This is a genomic window from Shewanella sp. Sh95 (assembly GCF_001308045.1).
GTDB lineage: Bacteria > Pseudomonadota > Gammaproteobacteria > Enterobacterales > Shewanellaceae > Shewanella > Shewanella xiamenensis.
The window spans coordinates 33,498-48,367 of record NZ_LGYY01000235.1 but is presented as its reverse complement, the minus strand read 5'-3'; the positions used below and the strand labels follow the sequence as shown (position 1 = coordinate 48,367).

At 45.4% G+C, this 14,870-nt stretch carries 15 protein-coding genes; 5 read left to right on the top strand and 10 right to left on the bottom strand.

Features of this window, described 5'->3' with window-relative positions; all coding sequences use genetic code 11:
• Nucleotides 1–4 precede the first annotated feature (4 nt).
• From AEA42_RS17435 to hinT, 4 genes are all read right to left on the bottom strand, one after another.
• A complete protein-coding gene (locus AEA42_RS17435) occupies nucleotides 5–397 on the bottom strand; it encodes a YcfL family protein (protein WP_037427468.1) in 393 nt (130 codons plus the stop codon).
• Between the two features lie 113 nt (nucleotides 398–510).
• Entirely contained in the window at nucleotides 511–975 is a 465-nt protein-coding gene (locus AEA42_RS17430) for a PaaI family thioesterase (RefSeq protein WP_037419481.1), read from the bottom strand.
• The gene (locus tag AEA42_RS17425; protein WP_037419477.1) at nucleotides 962–1,489 is read right to left on the bottom strand and encodes a PaaI family thioesterase; all 528 of its coding nucleotides are present in this window, start codon (nucleotides 1,487–1,489) and stop codon (nucleotides 962–964) included. Before AEA42_RS17425 ends, AEA42_RS17430 begins: the two co-directional genes overlap by 14 nt.
• Nucleotides 1,486–1,842, bottom strand: a complete 357-nt coding sequence (hinT, locus tag AEA42_RS17420) for a purine nucleoside phosphoramidase (RefSeq protein ID WP_011623075.1) — start codon at nucleotides 1,840–1,842, stop codon at nucleotides 1,486–1,488. The genes AEA42_RS17425 and hinT overlap by 4 nt, the downstream gene beginning before the upstream one ends.
• A gap of 145 nt (nucleotides 1,843–1,987) precedes the next feature.
• On the opposite strand from hinT, the gene AEA42_RS17415 reads away from it, so the two are divergent.
• A complete protein-coding gene (locus AEA42_RS17415; protein WP_055648402.1) occupies nucleotides 1,988–3,754 on the top strand; it encodes a PDZ domain-containing protein in 1,767 nt (588 codons plus the stop codon).
• Nucleotides 3,755–3,925: 171 nt separating this feature from the next.
• Here the strand turns inward: AEA42_RS17415 and AEA42_RS17410 are convergent, their stop codons facing one another.
• Nucleotides 3,926–4,561, bottom strand: a complete 636-nt coding sequence (locus tag AEA42_RS17410) for a LuxR C-terminal-related transcriptional regulator (RefSeq protein WP_011717426.1) — start codon at nucleotides 4,559–4,561, stop codon at nucleotides 3,926–3,928.
• Between the two features lie 296 nt (nucleotides 4,562–4,857).
• Here AEA42_RS17410 and AEA42_RS17405 point away from each other — a divergent pair, with 296 nt between their 5' ends.
• The gene (locus AEA42_RS17405) at nucleotides 4,858–5,604 is read left to right on the top strand and encodes a cytochrome b/b6 domain-containing protein (RefSeq protein ID WP_023267886.1); all 747 of its coding nucleotides are present in this window, start codon (nucleotides 4,858–4,860) and stop codon (nucleotides 5,602–5,604) included.
• 70 nt (nucleotides 5,605–5,674) lie between these two features.
• Here the strand turns inward: AEA42_RS17405 and AEA42_RS17400 are convergent, their stop codons facing one another.
• Entirely contained in the window at nucleotides 5,675–6,025 is a 351-nt protein-coding gene (locus AEA42_RS17400; RefSeq protein WP_037419470.1) for a cytochrome c3 family protein, read from the bottom strand.
• Between the two features lie 325 nt (nucleotides 6,026–6,350).
• Nucleotides 6,351–7,214, bottom strand: coding sequence for a protease HtpX (htpX, locus tag AEA42_RS17395; RefSeq protein ID WP_037419467.1), 864 nt, complete (start codon nucleotides 7,212–7,214; stop codon nucleotides 6,351–6,353).
• A 286-nt stretch (nucleotides 7,215–7,500) separates the two neighbouring features.
• Between htpX and pepE the strand changes: the two genes are divergently transcribed.
• From pepE to AEA42_RS17380, 3 genes are all read left to right on the top strand, one after another.
• On the top strand, nucleotides 7,501–8,211 hold the full coding sequence (gene pepE, locus AEA42_RS17390) for a dipeptidase PepE (RefSeq protein WP_055648401.1): 711 nt from the start codon (nucleotides 7,501–7,503) through the stop codon (nucleotides 8,209–8,211).
• Nucleotides 8,212–8,583: 372 nt separating this feature from the next.
• Nucleotides 8,584–10,167 carry a glucan biosynthesis protein G gene (locus AEA42_RS17385; protein ID WP_055648400.1) on the top strand — a complete coding sequence of 528 codons (1,584 nt, stop codon included), beginning with the start codon at nucleotides 8,584–8,586 and terminating at the stop codon, nucleotides 10,165–10,167.
• Between the two features lie 676 nt (nucleotides 10,168–10,843).
• Nucleotides 10,844–11,812, top strand: coding sequence for a DUF3187 family protein (locus tag AEA42_RS17380; protein ID WP_055648399.1), 969 nt, complete (start codon nucleotides 10,844–10,846; stop codon nucleotides 11,810–11,812).
• 82 nt (nucleotides 11,813–11,894) lie between these two features.
• Here AEA42_RS17380 and bioD read toward each other — a convergent pair whose 3' ends face one another.
• From bioD to AEA42_RS17365, 3 genes are all read right to left on the bottom strand, one after another.
• On the bottom strand, nucleotides 11,895–12,590 hold the full coding sequence (gene bioD / locus AEA42_RS17375) for a dethiobiotin synthase (protein WP_055648398.1): 696 nt from the start codon (nucleotides 12,588–12,590) through the stop codon (nucleotides 11,895–11,897).
• A 54-nt stretch (nucleotides 12,591–12,644) separates the two neighbouring features.
• Entirely contained in the window at nucleotides 12,645–13,472 is an 828-nt protein-coding gene (bioC, locus tag AEA42_RS17370) for a malonyl-ACP O-methyltransferase BioC (protein ID WP_037427486.1), read from the bottom strand.
• Between the two features lie 97 nt (nucleotides 13,473–13,569).
• Entirely contained in the window at nucleotides 13,570–14,775 is a 1,206-nt protein-coding gene (locus AEA42_RS17365) for an 8-amino-7-oxononanoate synthase (RefSeq protein WP_055648397.1), read from the bottom strand.
• Nucleotides 14,776–14,870: the final 95 nt, after the last annotated feature.

Below are 14,870 nucleotides of genomic sequence, written 5' to 3'. Positions count from 1 at the left end.
CCATCTAGTTTGAATGGGTCTCGCGCACATAAACGTCAAATTTTACCACTTGGGCATTTGGTGCCACAGCCGATACTTGCAGCTGTTGTTTGCCGTGTAATTTCACCGATTTCCAACTGGTAGCTTCATCTTCGATAGTAAAGCCGCTGGCATCATACCAAGTGAACTTGTATTGCACTCGCATATCGCTTGAGGACTTGCTGACGATCAAGGCCGAACCTTGGATAAGATCACCGACGCGGCGCGCCTCTACCCCATCGACACTGATATCACGGGCGAAACTCTTGCTATCGACACGGGTTTCTCCCAGTGAGTTCACCGAAATACCCGCCGTATTAGAGCAGGCGCCGAGTGTCAGTGCTGCTGCCAAGATTAATCCACTGTAAATTGCTTTCATTTTGTTTTCCCTCACTCACAAAAACCTAGGTGCCGAACAACGGATGGGCAATGACACTACGCGACGCCAGCTGAACTTATGCTTAACGTGCTCATCATGCCCCGCGCTCGCGATTAATCGATCAAAAAGTGCGCCCTTGCGGTAGCGATAAGCTGCTTACGATTGGTTTGCCAACAATTGATATTCACATTGGCGACCCGTCGCCCCTGACGGGTGATACGACATTCGGCGAAGCTGTCTTTATGCAGGCCTGCTCGCAGGTAATCAATCGAGAAATCGACCACTTTTGGCACTTTTGCCGTTTGCATAAACACCATTAATTGCACTATGGCTGACATTTCCATAAAACCAGCAATTACCCCACCATGAATCGCGGGCAGGATGGGATTACCGATATTGTCATCCTTAGCGGGGAGTTTGAAAATCAGCTCATCGCCAAAGCGCTCGACCTTCATGCCAATAAATTTAGCATAAGGCACATGTTCGAGCAGATGACCAAAGTCGTTCAACTCGGTAGCGCGTTTTACAATTCCCTGCACATCGAGGGTTTTCGGCTCGGCCGGCTTATTTGAGTTCATCTGTCTCTCCAAAAGACGGTACGGCTTCTCCCATCAAGGCTTGTCTAAAGGCATCGCCGACCATTTCAGGGCTGATACGCATAAAGGAGCCCACCGCATGGGCGATAGGATCATCAATGCTGTCCTGATAGGCGATGGCGCGGGTAAAGGCGATATTGGATGACAATTTATAGCACTCGGCAAAGCCGTAAACTGGTTTATGGGGCTGCGCGGGCTTCATATAATCGACGCGTAAGTCGAGGGTGGGCGAAATCTCTAAGGATTGATATTTTTGAAAAATAGCACTCACCACCGCGCTGCCACAGGCGGTGTCCATCAGGGTGGTGATCACCCCGCCGTGGATAACACCCGTATCGGGATAACCAATTAACTCCGTGCTATAGGGCAACTCAATCAGTACATGGTGCTCACTGGCTTCGAGCACGGTTAACCCTAAGCGACGGCACTGGGCGAGCTGATCGACAAACCGCTGCGCCATTTGAGTCAGCGGAAAAAACTCAGGATTTACCTTCATTGACCTTGGCTCAACATGGGTCCCAGTGGCTCTCCGCCGACGAGATGAATGTGAATATGGTACACTTCCTGTCCGCCATGTTTATTGCAGTTCATGATCAAACGATAACCGTCTTTGGCAATCCCCGCCTCTGCTGCCAGTTTGGCTGCCACAGTCATCATCCGGCCGAGTGCTGGTTCATCCGAGGCTTTCATATCATTTGCGGTTGGGATCAAATGATTCGGCACAATCAGAATATGGGTTGGCGCCTTTGGCGAGATGTCTCTAAAAGCAGTCACCAGCTCGTCTTGATACAGAATGTCGGCGGGAATTTCGCGGCGGATAATTTTGCTGAAAATGGTTTCTTCGGCCATGGGGAGTCCTCCTTGGGTTAATTGGGATAGTATACTAGCAATTCAACACTTTGTGTCTCCAGATATTTTGCGTTTCATTTGCCTGTTGTGCGTATTTTTGGCAGCATGACGCCCATTAAAACGCAGCGGTTTTACAGGATAAATTATGATCCACTATCACATCATTCCCGTCGATCCCAAGGCGCACTTGTTCGCCGTTACCATGACGGTACAAAAGCCCCACCCTAAGCAAGTTTTTAGTCTGCCCGCTTGGCTTCCCGGCAGTTATATGGTGCGGGATTTTGCCAAGAACATTATCGACCTTAAAGCCACAGACGATAACGGCGAGCCGCTTAAGCTCATTCAACTGGATAAACAAACCTGGTCGGTCGAACATCAATGCACCCAACTGACCTTAACCTATCAAGTTTATGCTTGGGACCTGTCGGTACGCACCGCGCATCTGGATCTGACCCACGGTTTCTTTAACGGCAGCAGTGTATTTTTAGCCGCCCATGGCTTTGAGGCAGGCTTACACACAGTGACTATGGCGGCGCCGACCGAGCCGAGCCTAAATGAATGGCGCCTTGCCACCAGCATGACACGTCAAAGCGGTGATGAATTTGCCTTTGGTGAGTTTTGCGCGCAAAGCTATGACGAACTTATCGATCATCCAGTTGAGATGGGTCTGTTCACCCACGCCAGTTTTGAAGCCTGCGGCGTAAGACACGATATCGTGTTAAACGGTCGCCACCGCGCCCATATGCCTAGACTCTGCCAAGATTTAAAGGCGATTTGCGAGTATCAAATCAAGCTGTTTGGCACGCCAGCGCCCTTTGAGCGTTATCTGTTTATGACGACAGTACTCGACAATGGCTTTGGTGGTTTGGAACATAGGGCATCGACAGCACTCATGTGCTCACGCAAAGATTTACCGCTGTCGATGGATGCGCCGATAAATAACGACTACCGCACTTATTTATCGCTCTGCAGCCATGAATATTTCCACAGCTGGAACGTTAAGCGCATCAAGCCGGAATGCTTCTTACCCTATCAACTCGAGGCGGAAACCTATACGCCACAGCTGTGGGCCTATGAGGGCATCACCTCCTATTATGATGATTTCCTCACCTATCGCGCAGGCTTAGTGGATGAGCAAAGCTACTTAGATATGCTGAGCGAAACCTTTACAAGGGTGTATCGCAGTCAAGGCCGCTTTAAACAAAGCATTAAGGACTCGAGCTTTAACGCTTGGACTAAGTTCTACAAACAGGATGAAAACGCCCAAAACGCCATTATCAGTTATTACACTAAGGGCGCCCTGTTTGCCCTGTATCTGGATTTAACCCTTAGAAGCGAGACCAAGGGAAAATATAATCTCGACGATCTAATGACCATTCTGTGGCAGGAATATGCCCTGCAAAACCGAGGCACCACAGACGAAAGCCATCAAAGGATTGTTGAACGCTTATTGGGGCGTGATTGCCAAGATCTCTTCGCCTATTTAGACAATACCGACGATATCCCACTGGCACCGCTACTTGCAGAGTTTGGGGTTGAGTTGACCTTACGCGCGAGCAATGGTGCGCAGGATGTCGGCGGTGGCTCGGCCAAAGGGTATGAGATTGCCTTTGGCGCTAAAACGCAAGCTGCGCCAATGGGCCTTAAAGTGACGACTGTCGCCCAAGGCAGCCCTGCGCACCTTGCGGGCTTAAGTGCCGGAGACATCTTAATTGCGGCGGATAATCTACAGGTAACAGCCCAATTTGAAGCGCAGCTTCAACAATACCCACTCGGACAACGCTTAAGCCTGCATTGGTTTAGACGCGATGAACTGATGACAGGAGAACTGATTATTGCAGAGGCGCCTAAGGATACGGTTGCCTTAAGTATCACAGATAAAAACAAACTGCAGGCTTGGTTAGGTCGTTGATCTTTAATCTATTAGCCTTTAATGCACTAATTTTTAATGCATTAGTTTTTAATGCAATAGTCCTTAACCCATAAAGCACAAAAGGGGCAATCGTATCGAGGATTGCCCCTTTTTATTTGATTCTTAAGTTGTTCAATTGAATATTGGCTTAGTGGCCCCATCAACAACGCGTTACACCACCACATCGTGTAAGTAGGTTTGCGCCCATGCAATGGCTTGCCCACGGCTTGACACACCAATCTTACGGAACACACGGTACAAGTGAGTCTTAATGGTGCTCTCACTCACAAACAATTGATTCGCGATATCGAGGTTAGTGCTGCCAGACAAGAGGGCTTGTAACACTTCGCGCTCACGGATGGTTAATGGCTCGGTATCTTCGAATAGTCCAAAGTCATCATTCACCCCGTTCACCAATTGGATAGGGATCACCCTGTGTCCGCGCAGGATGTTGGAAAGGCCAAGGCTGATTTCAGTCAGTCCTGCATCCAGATAAAACACCCCTGCCGTAGTCGAGGCTTGCATCAGGAAGCGGGCATCAACTTGTTTAGGGAACTGGATATAAACGACTCGCACACTCGGATGTTCGCGGGCAAGCAAGCGTTGAAATTGATAGGCTTTTTGAAGATCGACGGTGGAAAGGTCAATCACCACCATAGAGGCTTGGTTATCTTTGATTTGATCGCACATCTCATCCGGGCTGACTTGCGACAGCTTAACGAGAAACTCCTGCGGCCAGCGTCCGGCCAGCAATTCCATCAGAACTTGCGATCTTGACACTACAATCCAATGTAATATTTTGAACATCCTGCTCACTCCCTGTCTGGTTAACGATTATTCATTTTGAGAGGAGAAACATCTCTCAATACCACTTCAACATCCGTTCAATAGACTTCCAAGTCTACCGTGCACACGATATTAGCATTAGATAAAACAGATTCAAAAGACTTACGATAAAAATATTTACCGTACGCAAATCAAAAACTTCTGCAACTTTAGCACTGAGCATTGTCAATCAGAAGGCTGAATTTAAACTGAAAATAATGCGCTATTTTGAATAGAAAGGCGTAAGATCAAATCAACACAAATCATAAGGAAATACTATGTCCAACCCACAGCCAAACTCTATTGAAATGCAGTCCTATCGCGTGTGGGACAGACCTACGCGTCTGTTCCACTGGATTAATGTCATCCTCGTACTCGCCCTGCTTATCGTTGGCGGCATGATGATGTTTCGCAGCGACTTAGGCATTACCGAACTCTCCGGCAAAATTGGGCTTAAAACCCTGCACGTCATCATTGGCTATGGCTTTGCAATTAATTTACTGATCCGCCTGGTTTGGGGTTTTATGGGCAATAAATACGCTCGCTTTAGTCATATGTTCCCCAATGCCAATAGCAAGGCCGAGTTACAAAGCTATAAAGCGGAACTTGCCGCGGGTAAAAATCCCCAGTATCTAGGCCACAATCCTAAGGGGAAATTCGCCGTACTCGCCATCATGCTCTTGCTAGTCACCATAATGATCACAGGCCTGATCCGCGCAGGTACTGATATTTACTATCCGCCGCTCGGCAGCACAGTACAAAGCTACTTAGCTGCAGTGGATGTTGAGCCAAGTAGTTTAAAACCCTACGATGCCACAGGCGTAGATACCGATAAAGCCAATGCTATCAAGCCCATGAAGGGACTGGCAGGTGAAGTACACGTTTACGCCGTGTATTTATTAATGCTCCTTATCGTGCTGCATGTGTTTGCAGTGGTCTATACCGAAATCAAACGTCAACCCGGGATCATTTCGGCCATGTTTTCCGGCAAAAAACTGATCCAAGGACAACCCAAGGACGAATGAGGTCAACTCAATGAGCATAAAAAACGCCAGCATTTGCTGGCGTTTTATCAAGCTCAATCTGAAGTCAAACTTACTTCTTCAGAATAGATGCCGGAGTACGGCCATCGTCGTGACAGCTTTCACAGGTAGGTTTTTGACCTACGTTCATATCGTGTGGCGCATGGCAATCAGCACAGACTAAATTGCCATCGTGTGGCTTATGTACTGCGTCCATTTCAGAAAGCTTACCATGGCAGCTTTGGCATTGTTCAAACTCATAGGCACCATCAGCAGATGGCGTACCATCTTTATGACAGCTTTCACAACCACCAGATTCAGCGTGGAAGTCAGATAATTTTTGATCCGCGGCAAATGCGGTTGGCGACAGCGCTAGCGCTGCAAGACTTGCCCCGAAAAGCACACTTAATAGTTTTTTGCTCACAATTGTATCCTCCAATGGTGATTGACAGTGGAAATTCTTGTCAGGGGTGACTTCCATCTTGCAACCAATGTAAATAGCACGACTCGATTTAACTTAGCTAAGGATTGAGTAATAAGCAACACAATCTTATGCAAAGTAACTTTATCAATATACTCAAGGGTAAAATGTGCGCTGCATCATGTAACCACATGCTTATATAAGAGTTTTACATTGTCACAACCTACCAATTACAACTAAAAGCCTCCCTAGCTTAATCATCAGCAAAAGAAAAGCCCTAATAAAAAAGGAGACCCTAGGTCTCCTTTTGGTGAACGTTTGGACTCAATTAACGAGTTTGTAAAGCCGCAATACGCTTCTCTAGAGGTGGATGGCTCATCATTAACTCAGCCATTGAACGCTTGCCGTTAATACCAAAAGCAGACATTTGTGCTGGCATTGCTGAGCTTTCTGGGCCTTGGCGTAAACGCTCAAGTGCTGCAATCATCTTATGCTTGCCCGCTAAGCGAGCTGCACCTTCGTCGGCACGGTATTCACGAATACGTGAGAAGTAAGCCACGATAATTGATGCCAAAATACCAAACAACATATCAAGAACAAATACCACTGCCATATAAGCAAACATGCCCAAACCTTCGCCTTCTTCATCATTGCTCGAGACGAAGTTGTTGATAATGCCTGCAACAACACGCGCCGCGAAGATTACAAAGGTGTTCACCACGCCTTGGATTAAGGTCAAAGTGACCATATCGCCGTTAGCGACGTGGCTTACTTCGTGGGCAAGTACGCCTTCGACTTCGTCTTGACTCATGCCATACAACAGACCTGTACTCACGGCAACTAATGAGTTGTCCTTACTTGGGCCAGTTGCAAATGCATTCATCTCCGGCGATTGGTAAATTGCCACTTCTGGCATTTTAATCCCAGCTTGCTGGGCTTGGCGGGCAACCGTCTCCACTAACCAACGCTCAGTGCTATCACGTGGGGTGGTGATTACTTCACAACCCATGGTCTTTTTCGCCATCCATTTTGAAATCGCTAAGCTGATGAAGGCTCCGCCGAATCCAAAAATCGCAGCGAACACTAAGAGTCCACCCATAGTAGACGTATTCACGCCTAGAATAGACATTACAATTGAGGCTACTAGCAACACGGCTAGGTTAGTCGCAATCAATAAAAATATACGCTTCATATCAGCTCCTTTACGGCACAAAGGTGCCATTTATTTTGTTCAAAGACATAATATGTCCAATTAATCGAAATTCAAGGGGTAAAGGTAAGAGTTTTTCTAATCGCTAATTTTTCTCTCAATTTAGACACAGCCTTTCATGGCTCGTGAGTCTAGGGACAGTCTATTAAGCCAAACTTAAATCTAGGCGCTGTCAGTGTTACAGCCAAATTCATGTGTGTTTATCTATGTTTATCGTAATTAAACTTTGTTAACATGCCTGCACATTCTGAGATTTAAGGATAAAAAAATGACCGTTAATGCCCTACTGCTAAGCAGTTCACGTGTTGGTGACACGCCTTATCTTTCCCATGCGCTGCCTTTTATCAAACCACTTACCGCTCACGCACAAAAATGGATTTTTATCCCTTATGCAGGGGTAAGCATGAGCTACGACACCTACTTAGCCTCTGTAGTGACGGGACTCAGTGAGCTTAAACTCGATATTAGTGGTATTCATCAACACCCTGATCCGCGCCAAGCGATTAAAGATGCCGACGGTATTTTAATTGGTGGCGGCAACACTTTTCATCTTTTGCATGAGTTGTATAAGTACGATCTTGTGCAGCTTATTCGTAATGAAGTCCTTAGCGGTAAGCCTTACATTGGTTGGAGCGCAGGGTCAAATGTATCTGGATTAAGCATTCGTACAACTAACGATATGCCGATCATTGAACCGCCATCATTCGCGGCCCTAAACATAGTGCCTTTTCAGGTAAATCCACATTATTCAAACTACCGTGCACCAGGACATAACGGTGAAACTCGAGCTCAGCGATTACTCGAATTTACCCGTGTCGATCCGAACACGCCCGTCATTGGCATTGTTGAAGGCAGTGCGCTATGGCGACAGGGAGACACTTTATCACTGTTGGGTGATAATCCTGCCTATTTATTCTGTGGCGAACAGCAGGAGCTCCCTATTCCCGTAGGTAGCGATTTATCTCATTTGCTAAAATAAGATCTCGTTAGCGGCATTCATCGTGGTAAATAGGGTAACATTCACACTAAGCTAACCACTTAACATGCAAATGCCGCTCCTTTAAGAGTTGAACGCGACAAAAAACTAGACTGATTTATTGACCTTGCCCGCTATCAATATCCTTTCATCATGCAAGGATCGGCATATCTCCCGCAGGAGAAAAAACTTGCACCACTTAAGTATCTGCACTAATTTCGTTGTCGAACACCTTGATAAACAAGATTAATTTTTGCATTTACCCCTAGCTACATTCTGAAACAAATTTTCTAAGTTATTTAAAATTAGGGAGTTATGACCAAGGCACAGGAGTATTTTTTTACCCTTGGTCCATCCAAGTGAGGAGTTTTCATTTTGCGACTGCATTCAACATTGAACCATTCAACCCCGATGAACGGTCATAAAAAGACCAAATTAACACTTTTTTTTGGGTCTATACTGGCCGGCATAATGAGCATCAGTAGTTTAGCCCCCGCCTATGCCGCCAATGCAAGCAATGATAAAAAAGCTAAGGCATTCTCCCATGACACCGTCGTTGAGTTAGCACAGCAACTGGCTCAAAAACCCTTCAAAGAAGCTAGAAAGGCTCCGAAGGAACTGATCGACTTAGATTACGCCACTTATGGCAAGATCAATTATCAAGAAAACGCTGCGATTTGGGGCGGAACACCCACTAAGTTTTCAGTGCAACTTTTTGCGCCCGGTTTTTTATACAAAAATTTGGTGGATATTGATGTCGTTGAAAACAGCCGAGCTTTTCCTATCGAGTTAACAGAATCTTCCTTTAGTGTGCCCAATGATACCATTGAGAAATTGCTCACGCAGGTAGGACAATATGCAGGCGTTCGACTTCATTACCCTATCAATGACGATGAAGTCAAAGACGAGTTCATTATGTTTCAAGGGGCAAGCTATTTTCGTGCATTATCCAAGGGCCAAACCTATGGATTATCAAACCGCGGGTTAGCCATTGATGTTGCCCAACCTAAAGGTGAAGAATATCCCTTATTTAAACGTTTTTGGATAGAGCGGCCCTCTAAATATCAAACAGCGATTGTGGTACACGCATTGTTAGATAGTCAGAGTGTTACAGGTGCCTATCGCTTTGGTATTTATCCCGGAGCACCGACACGAGTTGACGTCGATGTCACCCTCTTTCCGCGCCGAGATATCGCCCACGTTGGCCTAGCACCACTGACCTCCATGTTTCTTTATGGTGGTTTAGATACGCCTGACAAACCCGATTATCGTCCTGCTGTACATAACTCTGAAGGATTACAAATTGATCGAGGTAACGGTGAGCGTTTATGGCGACCACTCAATAACCCAAACAAACTGCAAATCAGTGCCTTTGGTGACGAAGATATTAAGGGTTTTGGCTTAATCCAACGCCATCGTAACTTCGACTACTATCAAGATCTTGGTGCGAACTACCAACAACGTCCTTCTGCATGGATTGAACCATTAAACGATTGGGGTAAAGGGCAATTAATACTGCTTGAAATTCCATCAAGCGCCGAAACCAATGATAATATCGTCGCCTATTGGGAACCTCAGGGGGGATTAAAGCAGGCTGAGCCCTATCGCTATTCCTACCGAATTACAGCGTCTAATGACAGCCCTAGTTTTACAAACAAAGCACGGGTAATTCGTAGCTCTAAGGGACAAAAACAGGCTAAAGGCAAAGAACTCCTTATCGACTACAGCAATATCAAACCACAAGATATTGAAAAAATTACAATTGATGCCAGTATCAGTAAGGGTAAAATCCTCTCATCTCGGATAGTAGCTCACCCTGAAATTAATGGTGCTCGGATCTTCATTACGTTTGAGCCTGAAAGTACCAATGTGGCAGAATTGCGCATTCAATTGCGTAAAGATGAAAAACCTGTCGCCGCTACTTGGCTATATCGCTGGAACAGTGATGATTGGCCCTAGGTCGATAAACTAAGACTCGATTTGCGCTTTGCTTAACACCATAAAAATCGCCGGAAATCCGGCGTTTTTTATGGGTAAAATCAATATTTCCACACTCATAATAATAACCTTACAGTTAAGCAGTTTAATATTTCCGATAACTTATCACAGTATTTTTCGGAATAAGTAGGATTATTTTTCTCTAACAAAAATAGGGATTTTCAGTTCCAGTTTTTGAATCCTATTTAGCATCTCATAACATTTACACCCCAATCCTACGGCGTTATATTAGCCTCTCAAAAAAACTGAATATTCACACAAGCTACGTTTTTATAAGATATCTACCTATTGTGCTCATCCTATTCAGTGTTTAGTTATTTTTCGCATCATCAATATGTTAGAGAAAAAATGAAGTTACCTACATTAAATGCTGCGTATTTTCGTAAGCCAACGACAATATTGTTAATTACAAGTACGTTACTTATCTTATATTATTTATTACCAATGATTGGACGAGCATTTTGGCTAGCCTTAGTATTACTCAGCTATTTGCTGATTTAACATGTAAACAAGATGCTAACATGGCGATAAAGGTTAACATTCATCTTAATATTCTCCATTAATCTCGCTTGATAATGCTAAGTTTCTTCAACCTATCAAATCTAGCTGACTCATCATCTAGACGGATATTTATGTTATGCCATTTTCACACTTGAAATCAGTTCTCACGCTTTCGTTACTGTTTCCCCCGAATGTCTTGGCAACTGCCGTCGATTTTAGTGACTATGGTCCTTTACGCACCTATGCGCAATCACCGGCCCAAGCAGGCAGTTTAACACCGATGTTAAGATCAGGGTTTTCGTTACCAGAAGGTCAAAAAGAGCTGCACTTATCCGCAAGTGCAGCCAGTGTTTGGGCTGAAACCGATGACTATTTTGCCGATTACTATCACAACACCCTTGAAGGAGGACTGACTTGGCAAGTCAATGATAAATGGATGATAGATACCAGTTATCACTGGCGTTTTAGTGGCGATAATCACTTAGACTCAGTAACTATGTGGTTTCATGATGCATTTGGTTTTAGTCAAAATGGTCGTGAAGATGCCGCTAAACATCAAAATCAAATATTTTCTAAAGATGGCGTTAATCAGCAAAATATCTCAGGCGAAAACCTCAATAATGTCGTCATACTTTATGTTGGCTACCAATTGTTTGAAAACCAATATCAGGGCTTATCTTTAGGAGGCAGCCTATATTATAACTATGTCGACTCAGGCCCCTTTGAAGATGAAAGCTTTGAACAAGCGTTACAGCTTAATTACAGCTTTCGTTATGAAAAACATCATGTTCATTCTACCGCAGCTGTTAGTTTTAGGCAGGGTAATGAGGTTCTTTCGGGGATAAGCTACGATAATCATGCTTATTCCGTCAATCTCGGTTATGAATATTTAACGAGTCGCCATGGCTGGTTGCTTGAATTACATCACTATCAGGGCTTACTCGAAACCGAAAATGATTTTTCAAAAGCCTCTAACGAAATATTACTCGGCTACCGTTACTATTTAGATACCAGTGCAATAGAGTTTTCTATTGTTGAAAACTATTTCAATATGGATAACAGCACCGATATTGCCTTTAATATTGGCTATCGCGTTAAGTTATAATCACAATATTTTGAAACTATGCCAATAAAAACAGAGGCGATATTGCCTCTGTTTTGATATCAAACTTATTATTTGAATAAGCTTATTTCATCAATAAGGGCTGAATATTCATAAAATTGGAGGCATGCTCCGCATCCGCCTGCTTAAGATGTGGAATACACCCGAGAAAAGGCGATACCATCATCTCTTTAAGCGACGCTAAGTTTTCATCGAACACACTCATATTGGGATCGACACAGTTTGCCACCCAACCTGCGACCGTTAAGCCATCGGCTAATATCGCTTCTTGAGTTAATAACGCATGATTTAGACAACCGAGTTTCATTCCCACCACAAGAATGACCGGTAAATTAAGCTGTTGTACCAACTCAGATAAGTAGCGCCCTTCCCCTAAAGGCAAACGCCAACCGCCCGCTCCTTCGATTAAACAAAAATCCGCCTGCGCAAACGCCGCACGATCAAGCTTGGCCAAAATAGCATCGGGGGATAAATTAACTCCCTGCTGTTTTGCTGCAATATGCGGTGCAATCGCAGATTCAAAACTAATCGGATTCACCTGCTCATAGCTCAGTTTAAGGGATGAAGCCGACATCAGTTTTAATGCATCACTGTTACGCAAACCCTTTTCAGTGATTTCACAGCCTGAGGCAACAGGCTTTACCCCAAGACTTGAGCGCGAAAACCCTGCGCGCAGAACTTCACGATTGAATGCGGTCAAGAGTGCAGTCGATACTAAGGTTTTACCGCTATCGGTATCTGTTCCTGTTACAAAAAACATGCCTTTTACCTGTTAATCTGTTGGCCAACTATGCGCCAAACCGTTGCTAGAGATTTATACCGAGCCGCCTTGGCGACGCACACGAAATTGGGCGATCTGATAGGTTAAAGGCAGGCCCTGAGCCTCACGAAATTGCTCTGCGCGTTGTTGTAAAGCCTGCCAATCGTGGCGGCCACGCAATTTACCTAAATGGGCATCGGATTCAGAAGAAGTTAGGCTCTGTACTGAGGATTGCACCGATGCGCCCACGCCTTTAATGGAATAGAGTAAGGCTTTAAGATCTTGAAAATAGACGGTCATTGGCATGAGTTTCACATCAAGAAATTGCCAATCTGTGTCGTCAAATGCCGCTTGTAAGCTTTCAAGAGATAAGAAACTGTTGACCCTCAAACCAAGATTAGATAACTGAGCCAAGCTGCCTGCCGCCACGATACTCAGGTGAGCTTCTCCACCCGATGTTAAGACTCTGGCCATTTCACTGGTTGCCGCCGAAAAATCATGGCACCACTGCAGAGCTAAATTGGAGTAAATATTATCGATGCACGCATCGGCAAAGGGTAATTGCTCGGCATTACCGCAAACACACTGTTGATAAGGGTAAGTCGCGTTAAGCTGTTGCAGCATGCCCAAAGCGATATCGAGTGCATAAACCCTCATCTCCTCGCCCATTGCTCGGTTAGCGAAATCAGTCCCCGGCCCTGCGCCAATATCAAGAATTGCGCCCTTGGCTACAAATCCCTGCAACAAACTCGCACCGCTTAAACGCTGCAAACAGTTATGCTCTTGATAGCTCTTGGCTGCTGCTGAAAACCGCTCGGCAATATGCGAGAGCTGATCTGCGGGCTCATGGGGATTAAGGCTAACGCCAAGCGGCATGGACATCTCTGGTTATTCTCACTTTTAAATCAAACGCTGATCTTTCAACTCTCAAGACTAAGCCATCGAATCGTCGGCCATAAGCAGTATCGAAAACATTGGCTTATCGCGCAGGACGCTCAGATACCCTAGGTAGTGCAACTTCGGTCAGCACTTGGGCAATCCCGTTAACGCAGCGCCGAATTGCCGCCTCGCTATGGCATGCACTCAAAGTAATACGTAATCTTGCTGAGCCTATGGGCACGGTTGGTGGACGAATTGCCCCAACCCAAATCCCCATGGCTTTTAGCTTTTGCGAAACCAGTAAGGTTTGCTCGGCATCGCCAATGATCAGAGGTTGAATCGCGGTCTCACTACCAAGAAGCGGAATATCGGCATCTTGGCATAACTGTTTAAAAATCGAGATATTACGCTGCAAATTTTGCCTAAGTTCAGGATGAGCTTCACAGTGTTCAACTGCGGCCAAAGCTAGCGCAGCATTGGCCGGTGACAGTGCAGTTGAATAAATATATTCCCGCGCATTACTCACTAAAAACGCAATCAACTCACGACTACCCAGAATTGCTGCGCCTTGACAGCCTAATGCCTTGCCAAAAGTCACTATCTGGATATCGATAAGGTTGGCAGCTGGCTGATTAAAAATATCAGACACGCCAAAGCCATGGGCATCATCGACAATTAACCACACATTATGCGCGCGGCAAAGGCTAGATAAGGCCTTAATCGGCGCAATATCACCATCCATGCTAAATACACTTTCAGTGATCAGCGCTGAAACCGTGTTTTTGGCTAACAGCCGCTCCGCACTCTCAGTTGAGTTGTGCAAAAAGCGTTTAAAATCGGCACCACTATCGCGTAAACCATCGATAATCGACGCATGGACCAGCTTATCCGCCAGCACAACATCTTGCTTATCGAACAGGGTTTTACAGAGCGTACTATTAGCGCTAAACCCTGAGCTAAAGAGTAGCGCTGCCTCAAATCCGGTTATCTGGCACAGCTTAGTTTCCAGCGCTAAATGCGCCTCATTGTAGCCCGTCACCAGTGGCGATGCCCCGCTGCCGACACCATATTGCTGTGCACCGCGGTGTAGCGCCGCAATTAATTCGGGCGCACGGCAAAGCCCTAAGTAGTCGTTACTACTGAAGTTAAGATAAGTTTGCCCCTCAAAGCAAAACTGCGGCTCAGCGTGACTTAGCACGGCATCGGTTGATAATGCTTGACGCTGCCTTAGCAAACCTTGCTCTGCTAAGGCTTGCTGACGGGCGCGGATTTTTGAACCCAGTTTTGACGCGAGTGGTGAACTCATATTCTCTTGCTCAGGATTTTCTTGCTAAACGTAAGCGCCATAAATCCTTTAGAAGGTAAAGCGCTCCAACGCTTAACGAAGCGCATTTATACACT